The organism is Pseudomonas furukawaii (genome assembly GCF_002355475.1).
Classification (GTDB): Bacteria; Pseudomonadota; Gammaproteobacteria; order Pseudomonadales; family Pseudomonadaceae; genus Metapseudomonas; species Metapseudomonas furukawaii.
Genome location: NZ_AP014862.1, coordinates 6,126,445 through 6,143,677, shown reverse-complemented (window position 1 = coordinate 6,143,677; position 17,233 = coordinate 6,126,445). Strand labels below are relative to the sequence as shown.

The following is a 17,233-nucleotide window of genomic DNA, read 5'->3' as shown; positions in this document are numbered from 1 at the left end:
GCTCCACCCATCCTACGGAGAAAGCGGGGCCTCAGAGACGGGCGCCGGGAATGGCCAGAAGCTCGGCGATGGCCTGGTCCAGGGTGTCGATCAGCCTGTCCACGTCCGCCTCGGAGGTGTCCGGGCAGCACAGGGTCATGTTGTGGAACGGCGTGATGAGGATGCCGCGGTTGATCAGGTAGAGGTGCAGGGCCATCTGCAGCTCGTCGTGGAAGGCGGCCTCGGCCTCGGCGCCGGTGCGTGGCGACACGGGGCAGAACTGGAACTCGCTGCGGGCGCCCAGTTCGGTCACCGACCACTTCAGGCCGTGCCGGGCGATCAGCCGGCGGAAGCCGTCGGCCAGGCGCCTGGCCAGGGGCAGCATGTGGTCGTAGGCGGCCTGGGTCATCACCTCTTCGAGGTTGGCGCGCATGCAGTGCATGGCCAGGGCGTTGGCCGAGAGGGTGGTGCCCATGCCGCTGTGGCCGTGGCCATGGCTGTCTTCCTGGGCCTGCTTGCGCGAGGCGGCCATGCGCTCGGCCATCTCCGCACTGCAGCCGAAGATGCCGCAGGGCACGCCGCCGGCGATGGGCTTGCCGACCACGAAGAAGTCCGGGTCGAGGTTCCACAGGCGGGTGCAGCCGCCGATGTCGGTGGAAATGGTGTGGGTCTCGTCGATGATCAGCAGGCTGCCGTACTGGCGGGTCAGCTCGCGGCACTTCTGCATGAAGCCAGGGTCCGGCAGGACCATGCCGATATTGGTCATGGCCGGCTCGCAGAGCAGGGCACAGACGTCGCCCTGGGCCAGCGCGGCTTCCAGTGCCTCGACGTCGTTGAAGGGGATGGCGCGGCTGTACTGGGTCAGGTCGTAGGCCTGGCCCACCAGCCCGGAGCGATGCACCGTCTCGCCGTCGCGGCAGCGCACCATCACATCGTCCACGGTGCCGTGGTAGCAGCCGTCGAACACCAGCAGGGTCTTGCGCCCGGTGACGGCACGGGCCCAGCGCAGCACGTAGCGGTTGGAGTCGGTGGCGGTGGCGGTGACCTGCCAAAAGGGCAGGCCGAAGCGCGCGGCCAGCAGCTCGCCGCAGACCACGGCGTCCTCGCCGGGGAGCATGGTGGTCAGGCCGTTGCCGGCCTGCTCGGCGATGGCGCGGGCCACCGGGTCCGGCGAGTGGCCGAACATGGTGCCGGTGTCGCCCAGGCAGAAGTCGATGTACTCGTGGCCGTCGACGTCATAGAAGCGGGCGCCCTTGGCGCGTTCGACGAACAGCGGGCAGGGGGTGGACCAGTCGGCCATCCAGTGCATCGGCACGCCGGCATAGAGGGAATGGCGCGCGCGCTCGGCCAGGGCGACGGACTTCGGGTTGCGTTCGAGGAACCGGGTGCGCTCGCGGGCGGCAAAGGTTTCCACGGCGGCTTGGCTGATACCACTGGCAGTCATGTTGAACACCTCGTTCGAATTTCTGCACATCCTCTTTTGTGATCACAAATATGTCAATACTTGCGCGCATGGCCTGTAAAATTTACCGTTAAGCGGTATTTGTGATCACAGCTAGCGGTGAGATTGTCCGTCAGGCTTGCCCGACAATCCTGGCCTGCGAGGCTGTGAAGCCCACCTGGGTGTCGCGGTACACTCCTCCGCCACCGGCCAGACCGCCGGTGGCATTCCTCCCCTGAAGAAGGTGTTCCACACATGCGCAATTGCAGCCTGACCCTGAACCAACTGCCGGCGCCGCCGGCCCGCGCCTGGTAAGACGATCATGACCGAGAACCTGCAGGAACAGCTGTACCAACGATTACGCGAGGGCCTCCTGGAAGGCCGGTTCAAGCCCGGCGACCGCCTGAAGATCCGCGATCTCGCCGCCGCCTGGGGCACCAGTCCGATGCCGGTGCGCGCCGCCTTGCAGCGGCTGGTGGCCGAGGGTGCCCTGGAGGGCGAGCCCCAGCGCTCGGTGCGCGTGCCGCCCATGACCCGTGAACGCTTCAAGCAGATCTACCAGGTGCGCATGGCCCTGGAAGGCATGGCCGTGGAGGCCGCCGTGGGGAACCTCGACAGCGACGCGCTGGAGGTCCTCGAGGGCTGCATGGAGCGGATGGACCTGGCCATCGAGCGCCGCGACGTGCAGGCCTACCTGACGGAGAACAGCCAGTTCCATCGCGTCCTTTATGGCGCCTGCGGGAATCCGGTGCTGTTGCGTACCATCGAGACCCTGTGGCTGCAGGTCGGCCCCTTCTTCAATCGCCTGTTCACCGAGGCGGACCTGTCATTGCGCCTGAACGACTTCCACGAGGACGCGTTCAAGGCCCTTCGCGAGGGTGACGGCAAGGCCGCGCGGCAGGCCATCGAACAGGACCTGACCTACTTCGGCCAGGTGCTCCTCAACCTGCTGGACCTGGACTACGCCCAGGCCCGCAGCGGCTGATCGCAGCCTCCACGGGGGCGAGCCGGCCTCGCTCCCGTAGGACTTTTCAGGCAAGTGTTTCTGCATATTACTCCGTCATGGCGAGACAAGTCGCGGTGATAACCTGCGAACGTTCCTTGCGTGAATTTCCCTATTTCCTACATGGCTCCACAGGAGTCGAGCGAGATGCCCGCGCGCGGGCCCGCTGTGCCGCGCATTGCAGAAGAAGGAGTCCGTCGCCATGCATGCCATTGCTTTCATCCAGGATCTGGCCGTGATCATGCTGGTCGCGGGCATGGTGACCATCCTTTTCCACCGCTTCAAACAGCCGGTGGTGCTGGGCTACATAGTCGCCGGCTTCATCATCGGCCCCCACACCCCGCCCTTCGGGCTGATCCATGACGAGGAGACCATCAAGACCCTCGCCGAGCTCGGGGTGATCTTCCTGATGTTCTGCCTGGGCCTGGAGTTCAGTCTGGCCAAGCTGTTCCGGGTCGGGGCCACGGCCTTCATCGCCGCCTTCCTGGAAATCGTGCTGATGATCTGGATCGGCTACGAGATCGGCAGCTACTTCGGCTGGAAGACCATGGACTCGCTGTTCCTCGGCGCGATCCTGGCGATCTCGTCCACCACCATCATCGTCAAGGCCCTCGGCGACCTGAAGATGAAGAACGAGCGCTTCGCGCAGCTGATCTTCGGCGTGCTGATAGTCGAAGACATCCTCGGCATCGGCATCATTGCGCTGCTGTCGGGCATCGCGGTGAGCGGCTCGGTGGAGACAGGCGAGGTCTTCGCCACGGTGGGCAAGCTCAGCCTGTTCATGATCGTCGCCCTGGTCATCGGCATCCTGCTGGTGCCGCGCCTGCTGGCCTACGTGGCCAAGTTCGAGAGCAACGAGATGCTGCTGGTGACGGTGCTGGGCCTGTGCTTCGGTTTCTGCCTGCTGGTGGTGAAGCTGGAATACAGCATGGTGCTGGGCGCCTTCCTGATCGGCGCGATCATGGCAGAATCCCGCCAACTGGTGCAGATAGAGCGCCTGATCGAGCCTGTTCGCGACATGTTCAGCGCAATCTTTTTCGTCGCCATCGGCCTGTTGATCGACCCTGGCGTGCTGGTGGAGTACGCCTGGCCCATCGTGGTCATCACCATCGCCGTGGTGCTGGGCAAGATGGTGTCCTGTGGCCTCGGTGCCTTCATCGCCGGCAATGACGGGCGCACCTCGCTACGGGTCGGCATGGGCCTGTCGCAGATCGGCGAATTCTCTTTCATCATCGCCGCGCTGGGCATCACCCTGCAGGTCACCAGCGACTTCCTCTACCCGGTGGCGGTGGCCGTGTCGGCCATCACCACCCTGCTGACGCCTTACCTGATCCGCGCCGCCGACCCGCTGTCGATCCGGCTGGCGCGACTGATGCCACGACCGCTGGCGCGCGTGTTCGGTTATTACGGCGAGTGGCTGCGCAGCATCCAGCCCCAGGGCCAGGGCGCTGTGCTGGCGAAGATGATCCGCAAGATCCTGCTGCAGGTGATGGTGAACCTGGCGCTGGTGGTGGCGATCTTCCTCGGCAGTGCCTGGTTCGCCGGCACCCTGGCCGAGTACCTGAGCGACTGGGTGAGCTCGCCCAACCAGCAGAAGGCGCTGATCTGGGGCGGCGCGCTGCTGCTCTCGCTGCCCTTCCTGATCGCCGCCTACCGCAAGCTCAAGGCGCTCTCGATGCTGCTGGCGGAGATGGGCGTGAGCCCGGACAAGGCCGGGCGCCATACCGAGCGGGTGCGCAAGGTGATCGCCGAGCTGATCCCGCTGCTCTCGCTGCTGGGCATCATGCTGCTGCTGATGGCGCTATCGGCGAGCATCCTGCCGACGCTGGAGCTGCTGGTGCTGATCGCCCTGCTGGCGGCGGGGGTCAGCGCGCTGCTCTGGCGCTGGCTGATCCGTGTGCATTCACGGATGCAGATCGCGCTGATGGAGACGCTGGAACAGAGCCAGGATCACCATCGCTGAGCGCCGGCGGGTGGGTGGCGGTCGATTTCAGTCAGCCGCCAGCCACACGTCTCGCGCCCAGTGCCACACCGAGTCCCAGCTCTCGTCGGTGAGCTCGCCCTCGTCGCCATCCCAGAGCAGCACTTCGCCCTCGCCATCCACCACGTAGTAGTTGCGGCCGTCCTGGCAGAGCGGTACGAGATCGCGGGGCACGCCCAGGTCCCAGGCCACGGCGGCCACTTCCGGCAGGTAGGTGTGGGATTGCGGGTCGGTGGCGGTCACCGGCTCCAGGCGGCCGTAGACCACATCGCTCACCTTGAGGAGGAACTCCCGCAACTCGAAGGGCAGGTTGATCAGGAGCTGCTCCTCGATTTCCACCAGCAGCTCCTCGTCCGGCAGCTCCAGGGGCACAGGCACCGGTTCGTTGAGTTCTCGCAGCTGTTCGATGACTTCTTCCATGGCGGGGACCCTCATGCATTGGGATGCGCTTTATACAGTAGACGGGGCGGCTTGTGATTCCAGGCGATGATCGAGCCGGGCGCGGTGGGCCGGCTTAGAACGGCGGCTGCTATCCATGGGCGCGTTCAGTACCAAGCGCTCCTGTACCGCTGGGCTGGCTGGCTAGACTTGGAGCACCGATGTCGTCCAACCCTGGAAATCGACAGGAGGTGCAACATGCGAATGGCCGCTACCCTGCAGCACAGCCTGGAGCGTGCCCATGCCCGGTTCGACCTGGTGCCGCATCCGCACTCGTCCAGCAGCCTGGAAACCGCCCGGGTCGCCCATGTACCCGCCGAACGCCTGGCCAAACCGGTGATCCTCGACGATCGCCACGGGCATTTCCTCATGGCGGTGCTGCCCGCCAGCCGTCACCTGGACATGGGCAAGGTGCGCAAGGACGCACGGATCTGGCAACTCACCCATGAAGCCGACCTGGCCCGGTTGTTCCGCGACTGCGAGCCGGGCGCCCTGCCGGCCCTGGGCGAGGCCTACGGCATGACCATGCTGGTGGACCCGCAACTGACCCGGCAACGGGACATCTACCTGGAAGCCGGTGACCACGAGAGCCTGGTGCACATGCCCATGGATGAGTACCTGCGCCTGGTGCCCAATGCCGAGGTGTGCGAGATCAGCCATTAGCGGGTGTCGGGCGCTCGCCTGGCCCCGCCCATGAAAAACCCCGGGACAGGCCCGGGGTTCGTTCATCGCGCTGGCGATCAGTTCTGGCGGATGCCCGCCACCAGCCAGGGCTGGTCCTCGCCGTTGGCGCGCTCCATGCGCCAGCTTTCGCTGAAGGCCTCGCCCTGGTCGAAGCGGGAGGTCTTGGAGACGCCGGTGAAGGTGAGGGTGGCGACGGTCTTGTCGGCCAGCTCGTCGATGCCGTCCAGCTGCACCTGGAGGTTGTCGATGTAGGTGGACTGGTAGGCGTCACCCAGGCTGGCGCGCTCTTCCTTGAGGAAGTTGACCATCTGCGGGGTGAAGAACTCGGCGATCTTGTCCATCTCGCCTGCGTCCCAGTGCTGCTGCAGGGCCAGGAAGTGCTCGCGGCCGGCGTCCAGGAAGCGCTGCTCGTTGAACCAGCTGGGGGCGTTGAAGGCCGGCTGGGTCGCGGCGGCGGAGGCGCCACCGAAGATGGACGGCTGCTGCGGCATCTGCGGCATTTCGCGCTGGAAGGGCGCGTGACCGGCCACGGCCGGCTGGCCCTGCTGCTGGGCCCGCTTGCGGGCGGCCAGGAAGCGGAAGATCAGGAAGGCGATCAGGCCGATGATCAGGAAGTCGAAGATCTGCATCCCATCGAAGCCGTCACCCATGAACATGGAAGCGAGCAGGCCACCGGCGGCGATGCCGGCCAGCGGGCCGAGCCAGCGGGAGGCACCGCTGGCGGCAGCGGCCTTGCCGGCAGCCGGAGCGGCGGCAGTGGCGTTGGGGGCTTGTTGGGCAGGCTGTGCCTGGCGGGTCTGGTGGGTCGGTGCGTTGCCAAAGGACTTGCCGCCGCCCAGTCGCTTGGCGGCGTTGACATCCAGGCTCAGCGACAGGCCGACGCAAAGGGCCAGGGCAATACTGAGAAATCGGCGCATCAGGGGCTTCTCTTGGTTATGAATCCACGCGCGCCATGCTGCACAGTCCCCGGCGCGCTGGCTAGGGGCAGAGTGTTTCGGGATTTTGTCGGACAGCGACAAAGGACCTTTCCACCCTTGCTAGTCACTTGCGCAGTAGGACCGTCAGTGGCCCGCAGCGCAATTGCCGGCGCAGCAGCGCGCGCAGGTCGGCGTCATCGTCCAGGGGGTGGCGCAGCCAGTGGACGAAGGTGCGCAGGTAGGCGCCGGTGAGCAGGCTCTCCTCGACGATGCGGCAGAGGTGCAGGGTTTCCCGTTGCGCCGCCTCGCGCCACCACTGCACGGTGCGGCTGACCCGCAGCAGGCCCTGCACCTGCAGGTGGACATGGCCGGGCTCGAGTTTGTAGAGGAGCATCTGCCCGGTCACCGAGCGATGGTGGGCAAGGGCGCCGAGCCAGGCCATCAGGAGTTCCTCCAGGCGCTTCTCCGGGGTGAGGGCGGGCAGGTCGGCGGCCTTGCCACGGACGAGCATGGCCTGGTCGGCGCGGTCGAACCAGGCTTCCACCAGGTCGTCCTTCTGCCGGTAGTGCCGGGCGATGGCGTCCAGGCCCACGTCCAGTTCCCGGGCCACGTCGAACAGGTGCAGGCGCTCCCAGCCGCTGGTGTCGGCGAGGGTCAGGGCGCAATCGAGAATCTGCTGGGCACTGGGTGAACGGGCCATGGGCGTACCTCCGCCAGTCATTATGGCCAAGGCGATCGCCGTGGACGGGGCTTCGGACGGGCGGAGGATGTGGGGGCGGCTCCGCCCGCCGCCCGGCGCTAGAACCGATGGTGATGGTGGTTGTAGGGCCAGGTGGTCAGCGTGGCCTGCTCCTCGGGGCCTTGCGACGGGGCGGCCAGTTCCTCCAGGTGGGTGATGATGTCGTCCGGCTTGAGCACCAGGACGTCGCTTTCCAGGGCGTCGAGCACCATCTCGGCGGTGTTGCCGACCAGGGCGCCGGTCAGCCCGGTACGGGCCACGCTGCCGATCACCGTCAGCGCGGCATTGAGCTTGTGGGCCGTCTGCGGAATCAGGATATCGGCGCACCTTCTTCGATATGCAGGTGGTCGTCGTCGATGCCGAACTCCTTTTGCAGGTTCCGGCATTGCTCGCTGTAGAAACCCTGGATGCTCTCCTTGCGCTGGAACACCGGGTCCGGCGCCGAGTACATGGGGTAGGGATGGGCGCTCATCATATGCAGCGTGCCGCCGGTCAGCTTGGCGATGTCGTAGCCGTGGCTGACGATGCCGGCCTGCAGGACGCGGTGTTCGATATCACTGTTGCCCACGTCCACGGCGGCGAGAATGGTGCCACTGCTCCATGGCGCGGCGGTTTTCACCATCAGCACCGGGCTCGGGCAGTAGCGCAGCAGTTTCCAATCCTCCGGGGTGAGGATCGACTTCATGATGGGGTTATCGGGCCGGTGCTGCTTGATCACCAGGCCGCAGTCCTTCGCCTGCTGCACCGCGATGATGGTCTGGTGTGGGCTGTGGTGCCAGGCCTGTTGGGCGCTGACACTGAAGCCCTCCTTTTCCAGGGCACCTCCCAGTTCCTCGAGGTGGGAGTGAAGGTCGGGGCGCTTGTCGCAAACCAGCAGGTGCAGGTGCGACTGGGTCGCGTTGGCGATCATTCGGGCCCGGTTCAGGACCAGGGTTTCAGGCTGTCGAGGATCCACTACCACCAGGATGCTGCGGATGGTATGCATGGCTGTCTTCCTGAGCGCGTGTTCGGTTGTCATGTGGACGGAGGCACAATTCTTCTTGGGTGTGTCCCTGCGAGGGCAGGGAGGGCGGCGGTTGCCTGACCTTGCCGCTCTGTCCGTCGGATGGGAGCCGATTCACCGATACCCTGAACGCGACAGCCGAAATCAAGCTTCGTCGAGTCACTCCGATGTCAAATGCCTGCATCGAACCGGCGTGGATGATCACGGAACGTCTTCTGCTCGTTCATGCAACTGCGGAAATGGCTTCCACAGCGCAAGCGCTGCTACTGCACTGCATCTACATCGAGAAGCCGGTGCCTTACCCGGTACATCAGGCCCGGCAAGGATGAAGCGACTGCGCCCTCGGATCGCCCGTCCCCATGGGCTGATGGCTGTACGACAGGCACACCAGATCGTTCCCGCCAGCACCGGCTGACGGGTTGTTTCATGGGGAGCATTACTGCCAGGGAAGACCGGGAGCGCAGGCCCTGCTCGCTCAGCGCGAAGTATGGTCGCTGGGCAATATCACAGCGAGGCAACTGGTCGCCCGGATTAGGCGGTTTGGTGAGCACCGGGCGCAGGCTTATTTCCTTGGGAAATTTGCGCGCCCGCAGGACCGCCCGCCCGGATCACGTCAGGCCTGCGAGCCGGATCGCGCGCGCGGAAACCCGTTCAGAGCGGCTGCAGCTTGGCGTAGGCCAGCATCAGCCACTTGCTGCCTTCGCTCTCGAACTTCACCTGCACCCGGGCCTGGGCGCCGGCGCCTTCGAAGTTGAGGATGGTGCCTTCGCCGAACAGCGCATGCTGCACCCGCTGGCCGAGGCTGAAGGGAGTTTCCGGCACGCCGGCGCCGTCGAAGATGGAGCCGTGGCGGCTACCGGCGCCCATGGGGCGGCTGATGCTGTTGTTCAGCCTGACTTCGCGGATCAGTTGCGGCGGCACTTCGCGAACGAAGCGCGAGACCTTGTTGTAGGTCTCGCTGCCATAGAGGCGACGGGTTTCCGCGTAGGTCAGCACCAGGCGCTGCATGGCGCGGGTCACGCCCACGTAGGCCAGCCGGCGCTCTTCCTCCAGGCGTCCGGGCTCCTCCATGCTCATCTTGTGGGGGAACAGGCCTTCTTCCATGCCCACCAGGAATACCAGGGGGAACTCCAGGCCCTTGGCGCTGTGCAGGGTCATCAGCTGCACGCTGTCCTCGAAGACATCGGCCTGGGTTTCGCCGGCCTCCAGGGAGGCGTGGCTGAGGAAGGCCTGCAGGGGCGTGAGGTCGTCCTCGGGCTCCTCGTTCTCGAAGGCGCGTGCGGCGCTGACCAGTTCTTCCAGGTTTTCCACCCGGGCCTGGCCTTTCTCGCCCTTCTCGTCCTTGTGGTAGGCCACCAGGCCGCTTTGCTCGACGACGGTCTGGGTCATCAGGTGCAGGGGCATGTCCAGCACCTTGGCGGCGAGGTTCTCGATCAGCTCCATGAAGGCCGCCAGGGCGCTGGAGGCGCGGCCAGCCAGGGCCTTGTTGGCGATCATCAGGGCCATGGCTTCCCACATGGAAACCTGATGGACACGGGCGAACTCGCGGATGCTCTCGACGGTCTTCTCGCCGATGCCCCGGGGCGGCACATTGATCACCCGCTCCAGGGCGGCGTCGTTGCCGCGGCCCTCCAGCAGGCGCAGGTAGGCCATGGCGTTCTTGATCTCGGCGCGCTCGAAGAAGCGCTGGCCGCCATAGATGCGGTAGGGAATCTTCTCCCGCAGGAGCGCCTCTTCCAGCACCCGTGACTGGGCGTTGGAACGGTAGAGGATGGCGATCTCGCTGCGGGTCATGCCGTCCTTCAGCGCGCTCTCGATGCTTTCCACCACGTAGCGGGCTTCATCGTGCTCGTTGTAGGCGGCATAGAGGCCGATGGGCTCGCCGTCGTCGCCGTCGGTCCAGAGCTCCTTGCCGAGGCGACCCTGGTTATTGGCGATCAGGGCGTTGGCGGCCTTGAGGATGCTGGCGGTGGAGCGGTAGTTCTGCTCCAGGCGGATGGTCTCGGCATTGGCGAAGTCGCTGGAGAACTGCTGGATGTTCTCGATCCGCGCTCCGCGCCAGCCATAGATGGACTGGTCGTCGTCACCCACCACCATCAGGCTCTCGCCGCCCCGCGCCAGCAGGCGCAGCCAGGCGTACTGCACGGCGTTGGTGTCCTGGAACTCGTCCACCAGCACATGGCGGAAACGCCGCTGGTAGTGCTCCAGCAGGCTCGGGCGGTCGCGCCAGAGGTCCAGGGCGCGCAGCAGCAGTTCGGAGAAGTCGATCACCCCGGTGCGCGCACAGGCCGCTTCGTAGGCCTCGTAGATCTTCAGCATGGTGCCGAGGAAGAGGTCGCCGCCGGCCTGGATGTGTTGCGGGCGGATGCCCTCGTCCTTCTGCCCGTTGATGAACCACTGGGCCTGGCGCGCCGGCCAGCGCTGCTCGTCGAGGCCGAGGTCGCGGATCACCCGCTTGACCAGCCGCTGCTGGTCGTCGCTGTCGAGGATCTGGAAATTCTCGGCCAGCCCCGCTTCCTGCCAGTGGGCGCGAAGCAGGCGGTGGGCCAGGCCGTGGAAGGTGCCGACCCACATGCCCGCCGGGTTGATGCCCAGCAGTTGCTCGATGCGCTGGCGCATCTCGGCGGCGGCCTTGTTGGTGAAGGTCACCGAGAGGATCGAGTGGGGCGAGGCCTGCTCCACCTGGATCAGCCAGGCGATACGGTGCACCAGTACGCGGGTTTTGCCCGAGCCGGCGCCGGCGAGGACCAGTTGACGGCCCAGCGGCGCGGCCACGGCCTGGCGCTGGGCATCGTTCAGGGAGTTCAGGAGAAGGGAGAGATCGTCATGCATCGCGGCATTCTAGGGGCGCCGCCTGAGCAGGGCAAACCGACGATCGGGCAGTCGGTCGGACGGTCGCCGGGCCCCGCGCCAGAGGCGCTTCCAAAGTAGGGGGGCGCTCGTCCGGAACCTCGCACATAAAGCTATTGCAGCCGCCGTCCGCTCGGGTAAGCTCCCGGCTCGCCTAGGCAGACCACTACAAGAAAAGCGCCTATGACCGTTACCCCGATGCCCGCCGGCCGAACGCTGTCCCTGGCCGACAGCCGCGAGATCCACCAGCAGTTCGCGACCGACATTGCGGCCGAGCGCACGCGCCTGCTGTACCAGGGATCCCAGGTCCCGACCCTGTTCATGCTGCTCAATGGCCCGGCCTGCGCCTACCTGCTCTGGGGCACGGGCAACAAGCTGCTGCTGGGCGGCTGGCTGATCTGGCTGGTGCTGCTGGCCGTGCTGCGGCTGACCCAGGTGGCCGCCTTCAAGCGCGCCGAGCCGGCCCGGCAGGCCTGCCCGCGCTGGCGCCGCGCCTTTCTCCTCGGCGCCGCCGCCTCCGGCCTCACCCTGGCCTTCGCGGTCGTGCTGCTGGTGCCGCCGGATGCTTTCCTCCAGCAGGCGCTGGTCTATGGCCTGATCGCTGCCGCCATCCTCTCCGCCAGTGTCGCCTACGCCGTCAGCCTGTCGGCCTTCCTCACCTTCGCCTTGCCCTGCCTGCTGCCTTCCATCACCTGGCTGCTGCTGGGTGATACCCCGCAGTTGCGGGGCTGGGGCGTGCTCGGCGTGATCCTCTCCATCTCGCTCATGGTGGTGGCCTGGCAGGTCAACCGGCTGGTCCGGCGCAGCCTGCTGCAGCGCTTCCAGAACCAGGCCCTGATCAGTCACCTGGAGCAGGCCAAGAGCCGCGCCGAGGGCCTCAACGAGGAGCTGGAGCGCGAGGTGGAGCAGCGTCGCCGCGCCGAGCGCGAACTGCGCCGGGCCCATGACGAGCTGGAGATGCGGGTGGCCCAGCGCACCCTGGAGCTGGCCGACGCCACCCACGCCCTGGCCAAGAGCGAGGCACGCCTGGCCCTGGCCCTGGAGGCCAGCGAGCTGGGCCTGTGGGACTGGAACCTGGAGACCGACGAAGTCCACCACTCCCAGCTCAAGGCCATCTTCGGCATCGAGGAAGAGGAGGTGACCCGCGTCCTCAGCGACCTCAAGCCACGCCTGCACCCGGACGACCTGCCCCTGCTGCGCCGGGCCCTGGTGGAGCACCTCAAGGGCCGCACCGACGGTTACGCCATCGACTACCGGGTGCGCCACAAGGACGGCCACTGGGTCTGGGTCGAGGACCGTGGCCGGGTGGTGGAACGCAACGCCGAAGGCAAGGTGCTGCGGATGATCGGCACCCGCAGCGACATCACCGCGCGCAAGCTGCGGGAAGAGGAGCAGCGCCTGTCCGCCACCGTGTTCGAGGCCGCCAGCGAGGGCATCGTCATCCTCGACCCGGATTACCGGATCATCCAGGCCAACGCCGCGTTCAGCCAGGTCACCGGCTATCGCCAGGACGAAGTGCTGGACCGTAACCTGTCCACCCTGATCGGCAGCCGCGAGACCCGTCGCCGCCTGCATATGATCCGCGCCGAACTGGAGCTCAGCGGCAGCTGGCAGGGCGAGCTGACCGACATTCGCAAGAACGGCGAGCTCTATCCCCAGTGGCTGCAACTCAATGTGGTGCGGGATTCCCGGGGCAACGTCAGCCACATCGTCGGCTTCTTCGCCGACCTGTCAGCCCGTCGCGAGGCCGAGGAACGCCTGCGCTACCTGTCCCACTACGACGAGCTCACGGGCCTGGCCAACCGTACCCTGTTCAAGGATCGCCTCCACGAGGCCTGCGAGCGGGCGCGCCACGGCGGCCGCTCGCTGGCCCTGCTGCACATCGACCTGGACCGTTTCAAGGTGCTCAACGACAGCCTGGGCCACGAAGTGGCGGACCAGCTGCTGCGCCAGGTGAGCCGGAGACTGACCCAGGCGATGCCGGAAGCCGACACCATCGCCCGGCTCTCCGGTGACGAGTTCGCGGTGATCCTCGATGCCTACGGCAACGTCGCCAGCCTCGCGCGCCAGGCCAGCCGGCTGCTGGGCAAGCTGCGCATGCCCATGGACGTCGGCGGTCACGAACTGGTGATCAGCGGCTCCCTCGGCATCAGCCTGCTGCCGGATAACGCCCGGGACATCTCGGCCCTGCTCAGTCAGGCCAACATGGCCATGCAGCACGCCAAGCACCTGGGCGGCAACAGCTTCCAGTTCTTCACCGACAACCTCCAGGCCTGCACCCTGGAGCGCCTGCAGATGGAAACCCAGCTGCGCAAGGGCATCGAAGAGGGCCAGCTGGAGGTCTTCTACCAGCCCAAGCTGTGCCTGGCCGACAACAGCCTGAACGCCGCCGAGGCCCTGGTGCGCTGGCGCCATCCGCAGCTGGGCCTGGTGCCGCCGGGGGATTTCATCGGCCTGGCGGAAGAGACCGGCCTGATCGCCCCCATCGGCGAGTTCGTGCTGCGCCAGGCCTGCCTCCAGGCCCGTGACTGGCAGCGCCAGGGCCTGGCGGATATCCGTGTCTCGGTGAACCTGTCGATGCACCAGCTGCGCCAGGGCAAGCTGGTCTGCCTGGTGCGCCAGGTGCTGGAGGAAACCGGTCTGCCGGCGCGCCTGCTGGAGCTTGAACTGACCGAAAGCCACCTGCTGGAGAATGTCGAGAACGTCATCGCCACCTTCCACCAGTTGCGCCAGATCGGCGTGAAGCTGGCCATCGACGACTTCGGCACCGGCTACTCGTCCCTGAGCTACCTGAAGCGCTTCCCGGTGGACTACGTGAAGATCGACCAGACCTTCATCCGCGACCTCTCCGCCGGCAGCGAGGATGCCGCCATCACCCGCGCCATCATCGCCATGGCCCACAGCCTGGAGCTGAAGGTGGTGGCCGAGGGCGTGGAGAACCAGGAGCAGCTGAACTTCCTGCGCAGCCAGCGTTGCGACGAGATCCAGGGCTACCTCATCAGCCCGCCGGTGGAGGTGCCCTGTTTCGTCCGGCTGCTCCAGGAGCAGGCCACGGCGCTCTGGCGCTGAAATGGACTGGCCTGGACAAGGGTGAAGCCCGTAGCTCCGGTCCCGGATTGCATCCGGGCTACCGATCAGGCTCGCGCCTCGCCGTCCCGCAGGCGCGAGCGCTGCTCGCGAATGGCCTTTTGCACAGGGGCTACAGGGCCTGTGCCCGAGGTTGGCGGCTGTTCTGGCCGGTGCTGAACCAGCGCAGCAGCAGGGCGTTTTCCAGGTCGGCGTCCGCCGGTAGCGGCAGGTAGAGGAGGTGGCCATCCCCCGGCGCCACCGCATGGCGCTCGCCGAAGCGGTTTTCCAGGGCCTCCAGGCGGAAATCCAGGTTGCCCCCGGGCGTCATCAGCTGCAGGCGATCGCCCACGGCGAAGTGATTCTTCACCCGCACTTCCGCCAAGCCGTGGCGCACCACCCCGGTGAACTCCCCGACGAACTGGTGGCGCTCGGCCAGGGAGTAGCCATGCTCGTAGTTCTGGTACTCGTCATGCACGTGGCGGCGCAGGAAACCCTCGGTGTAGCCCCGGTTGGCGAGGGACTCCAGGTCATCCATCAGCGCCCGGTCGAAGGGTCGGCCGGCGACGGCGTCGTCGATGGCCCGGCGGTAGGCCTGGGCGGTCCGCGCCACGTAGAAGTGGGACTTGGTGCGGCCCTCGATCTTCAGCGAATGCACGCCCGCGCGGGCCAGGCGCTCGACGTGGTGGATGGCCCGCAGGTCCTTGGAGTTCATGATGTAGGTGCCGTGCTCGTCTTCCCAGGCGGACATTGCCTCGCCGGGGCGGTTGGCCTCCTCCAGCAGGAACAGTCGCTCGCTCGGGCTGCCGCAGCCCAGGGCGGGCATCAGCTGGCCCAGTTCGTCCTCGGCGGCCGGCGTGGCGCCGTACTGCCAGCGGCAGGCGTTGGTGCAGGTGCCCTGGTTGGGGTCGCGGTGGTTCAGGTAGCCCGACAGCAGGCAGCGGCCGGAGTAGGCCATGCACAGGGCGCCGTGGACGAAGACCTCCAGTTCCATCTCCGGCACTTCCCGGCGAATCTCCTCGATCTCGTCCAGCGACAGCTCCCGGGACAGGATCACCCGGCTCAGGCCCTGCTGCTGCCAGAACTTCACGCTGGCCCAGTTGACGGCATTGGCCTGCACCGACAGATGCACCGGAATATGGGGGAAATGCTGGCGAACCAGCATGATCAGGCCGGGATCGGACATGATCAGTGCGTCCGGTCCCATGGCCACCACCGGCTCCAGGTCCTTGAGGAAGGTGCGCAACTTGGCGTTATGCGGCGCGATGTTCACCACCACGTAGAAACGCTTGCCGGCGGCCTGGGCCTCGGCGATGCCCTGGGCGAGGCGGGCGTGGTCGAACTCGTTGTTGCGTACCCGCAGGCTGTAGCGCGGCTGGCCGGCGTAGACGGCGTCGGCGCCATAGGCGAAGGCGTGGCGCATGGCCTTGAGGGTGCCGGCGGGGGAGAGCAGTTCGGGGGCGGGGACGCGGGACATGGACAGTGCTCGTGACGCGAAAAGCCGGGGATTCTAGGCACGTCGTCCGGCCCGGATATTGCGCTGGAGCAATGACGGCGCGGGGCGCAGGCATTCCTGGGGGGCTCGCAGGGTGGACCAGGCTTCACCGGTCCACCATCGGAGCGGGACGGGGGCTTCGTCGGTGGACGTGAACAGCGACGTCCACCCCACGCGGCGGGCCGGCTTTCTCGTGGCGCTCAGTCGTGCCAGGCCCGGCCGTGCAGTTCCAGCAGGGCGTGGGCCTGTTCCGGTCCGGTGGAGCCGGCGGGGTAGGGACGCGGGCTCAGGTAGTACTCGTGCCAGCCTTCCAGGATCGGGTCCACCCAGCGCCAGGCGGCCTCCACCTCGTCGCGGCGCATGAACAGCGTCGAATCGCCCTCGATCACGTCCAGCAGCAGGCGCTCGTAGGCATCCCAGCGGCGTTGCTGGCTGAAGGCGGTGGCCAGGTTCAGGTCCAGTTCCACCGGCTCCAGGTTCATGCCCTTGCCCGGGCTCTTGGCCATCAATTGCAGGCTGATGCGCTCCTCCGGCTGCAGGCGGATCAGCAGCCGGTTGGCCTCGCCGTCGGCGAACAGGCGGTGGGGCACCGGCTTGAACTGGATGACGATTTCCGAGTATTTGCGCGCCAGGCGCTTGCCGGTGCGCAGGTAGAAGGGCACCCCGGCCCAGCGCCAGTTGTCGATCTCCGCCTGCACGGCGACGAAGGTTTCGGTATCGCTGTCGTTGTCGACGTTCTTCTCGAAGTAGTAGGCCGGCACGTCATGGCCGCCGATCTTGCCGGCGCTGTACTGGCCGCGCACCGTCTTGTCCCGCACGTCCTGTCCGGAGATGGGCTTGAGGGCCTCGAGTATCTTCACCTTCTCGTTGCGCACCGCCTCGGCGTCGAAGCGTACCGGCGCCTCCATGGCCACCAGGCAGAGCAGTTGCAACAGGTGGTTCTGCACCATGTCGCGCATGGCCCCGGAGCGGTCGTAGTAGGCGCCGCGGTTTTCCACCCCCAGGGTCTCGCACACGCTGATCTGCACGTGGTCGATGTGCCCGGCGCGCCAGATGGGTTCGAACAGGCCGTTGGCGAAGCGCAGCGCCATCAGGTTCTGCACCGTCTCCTTGCCCAGGTAGTGGTCGATGCGGAACACCTGGGACTCGTCGAATACCCGGCCGATGGCGGCGTTGATCGCCCGGGCCGAGTCCAGCGAGTGGCCGATGGGCTTCTCCAGCACGATGCGTGACTGCGGCGTGGCCAGGCCGGCGATGGCCAGGTGCGCGGCGATGTCCTCGAACAGGTCCGGCGCGGTGGCCAGGTAGTAGACCCGGCCACAGTCCGGGGCGGGTCCGATGTGGCGCGCCAGGCGGCCGAAGTCGGCGCTCTGGGAAACGTCCATGGCGAAGTAGTCCAGGCGCTCGGCGAAGGTCCGCCAGGTCTCGATGGTGAAGTCCGTACGGGCCACCTGGGCGCGGCAGCGACGCTCCGCCAGGGCGAGGTAGCCCTCGCGGTCGAGGGTATTGCGCGCCAGGGCGAGGATGCGCATCCGCGGATGCAGGCGTCCTTCGCGATGGAGGTGGTAGAGGGCCGGAAGCAGCTTGTGCAGCGCGAGATCGCCGGTACCGCCGAAGACGAACATGTCGCAGGAGCT

At 66.8% G+C, this 17,233-nt stretch carries 11 protein-coding genes and 1 pseudogene; 4 read left to right on the top strand and 8 right to left on the bottom strand.

All coding sequences use genetic code 11. The features are described 5' to 3' along the window. Positions 1-31 precede the first annotated feature (31 nt). Complete coding sequence (locus tag KF707C_RS28415; protein ID WP_036994613.1) at positions 32-1,423, bottom strand: aspartate aminotransferase family protein; 1,392 nt, start codon at positions 1,421-1,423, stop codon at positions 32-34. A 319-nt stretch (positions 1,424-1,742) separates the two neighbouring features. Here KF707C_RS28415 and KF707C_RS28410 point away from each other — a divergent pair, with 319 nt between their 5' ends. Together KF707C_RS28410 and KF707C_RS28405 are read left to right on the top strand one after the other, a co-directional pair. After that, entirely contained in the window at positions 1,743-2,405 is a 663-nt protein-coding gene (locus KF707C_RS28410; RefSeq protein WP_003457939.1) for a GntR family transcriptional regulator, read from the top strand. 220 nt (positions 2,406-2,625) lie between these two features. After that, positions 2,626-4,386, top strand: a complete 1,761-nt coding sequence (locus KF707C_RS28405; RefSeq protein ID WP_003457937.1) for a cation:proton antiporter — start codon at positions 2,626-2,628, stop codon at positions 4,384-4,386. Between the two features lie 27 nt (positions 4,387-4,413). On the opposite strand, the gene KF707C_RS28400 is transcribed toward KF707C_RS28405, so the two are convergent. Next, entirely contained in the window at positions 4,414-4,824 is a 411-nt protein-coding gene (locus tag KF707C_RS28400) for an SMI1/KNR4 family protein (protein ID WP_003457935.1), read from the bottom strand. A gap of 216 nt (positions 4,825-5,040) precedes the next feature. Between KF707C_RS28400 and KF707C_RS28395 the strand changes: the two genes are divergently transcribed. Beyond that, the gene (locus tag KF707C_RS28395; RefSeq protein ID WP_003457934.1) at positions 5,041-5,505 is read left to right on the top strand and encodes an aminoacyl-tRNA deacylase; all 465 of its coding nucleotides are present in this window, start codon (positions 5,041-5,043) and stop codon (positions 5,503-5,505) included. A 77-nt stretch (positions 5,506-5,582) separates the two neighbouring features. On the opposite strand, the gene KF707C_RS28390 is transcribed toward KF707C_RS28395, so the two are convergent. The 4 genes and pseudogenes from KF707C_RS28390 to uvrD all read right to left on the bottom strand — a co-directional run bounded on the left by KF707C_RS28390 (position 5,583) and on the right by uvrD (position 11,017). After that, complete coding sequence (locus KF707C_RS28390) at positions 5,583-6,443, bottom strand: Tim44 domain-containing protein (RefSeq protein ID WP_003457932.1); 861 nt, start codon at positions 6,441-6,443, stop codon at positions 5,583-5,585. A gap of 124 nt (positions 6,444-6,567) precedes the next feature. Continuing rightward, complete coding sequence (locus KF707C_RS28385) at positions 6,568-7,143, bottom strand: TetR/AcrR family transcriptional regulator (RefSeq protein ID WP_003457930.1); 576 nt, start codon at positions 7,141-7,143, stop codon at positions 6,568-6,570. A gap of 98 nt (positions 7,144-7,241) precedes the next feature. Next, a pseudogene (locus KF707C_RS28380) lies at positions 7,242-8,167 on the bottom strand (universal stress protein). Between the two features lie 669 nt (positions 8,168-8,836). Further along, positions 8,837-11,017 (bottom strand): DNA helicase II, encoded by a 2,181-nt coding sequence (gene uvrD / locus KF707C_RS28375; RefSeq protein WP_003457923.1) that lies wholly within the window; start codon positions 11,015-11,017, stop codon positions 8,837-8,839. A 216-nt stretch (positions 11,018-11,233) separates the two neighbouring features. Here uvrD and KF707C_RS28370 point away from each other — a divergent pair, with 216 nt between their 5' ends. After that, complete coding sequence (locus tag KF707C_RS28370) at positions 11,234-14,104, top strand: EAL domain-containing protein (protein ID WP_100244232.1); 2,871 nt, start codon at positions 11,234-11,236, stop codon at positions 14,102-14,104. A gap of 130 nt (positions 14,105-14,234) precedes the next feature. Here KF707C_RS28370 and trhP read toward each other — a convergent pair whose 3' ends face one another. Then, positions 14,235-15,578, bottom strand: a complete 1,344-nt coding sequence (trhP, locus tag KF707C_RS28365; RefSeq protein WP_003457919.1) for a prephenate-dependent tRNA uridine(34) hydroxylase TrhP — start codon at positions 15,576-15,578, stop codon at positions 14,235-14,237. A 218-nt stretch (positions 15,579-15,796) separates the two neighbouring features. Further along, on the bottom strand, positions 15,797-17,221 hold the full coding sequence (gene zwf, locus KF707C_RS28360) for a glucose-6-phosphate dehydrogenase (RefSeq protein ID WP_218192201.1): 1,425 nt from the start codon (positions 17,219-17,221) through the stop codon (positions 15,797-15,799). Between the last annotated feature and the right edge of the window lie 12 nt (positions 17,222-17,233).

What these genes read in the sequence shown, in the direction of transcription:
- KF707C_RS28415 (WP_036994613.1), bottom strand. Translation starts at nt 1,423, where the DNA reads ATGACTGCCAGTGGTATCAGCCAAGCCGCCGTGGAAACCTTTGCCGCC.
- KF707C_RS28410 (WP_003457939.1), top strand. Translation starts at nt 1,743, where the DNA reads ATGACCGAGAACCTGCAGGAACAGCTGTACCAACGATTACGCGAGGGC.
- KF707C_RS28405 (WP_003457937.1), top strand. Translation starts at nt 2,626, where the DNA reads ATGCATGCCATTGCTTTCATCCAGGATCTGGCCGTGATCATGCTGGTC.
- KF707C_RS28400 (WP_003457935.1), bottom strand. Translation starts at nt 4,824, where the DNA reads ATGGAAGAAGTCATCGAACAGCTGCGAGAACTCAACGAACCGGTGCCT.
- KF707C_RS28395 (WP_003457934.1), top strand. Translation starts at nt 5,041, where the DNA reads ATGCGAATGGCCGCTACCCTGCAGCACAGCCTGGAGCGTGCCCATGCC.
- KF707C_RS28390 (WP_003457932.1), bottom strand. Translation starts at nt 6,443, where the DNA reads ATGCGCCGATTTCTCAGTATTGCCCTGGCCCTTTGCGTCGGCCTGTCG.
- KF707C_RS28385 (WP_003457930.1), bottom strand. Translation starts at nt 7,143, where the DNA reads ATGGCCCGTTCACCCAGTGCCCAGCAGATTCTCGATTGCGCCCTGACC.
- uvrD (WP_003457923.1), bottom strand. Translation starts at nt 11,017, where the DNA reads ATGCATGACGATCTCTCCCTTCTCCTGAACTCCCTGAACGATGCCCAG.
- KF707C_RS28370 (WP_100244232.1), top strand. Translation starts at nt 11,234, where the DNA reads ATGCCCGCCGGCCGAACGCTGTCCCTGGCCGACAGCCGCGAGATCCAC.
- trhP (WP_003457919.1), bottom strand. Translation starts at nt 15,578, where the DNA reads ATGTCCCGCGTCCCCGCCCCCGAACTGCTCTCCCCCGCCGGCACCCTC.
- zwf (WP_218192201.1), bottom strand. Translation starts at nt 17,221, where the DNA reads ATGTTCGTCTTCGGCGGTACCGGCGATCTCGCGCTGCACAAGCTGCTT.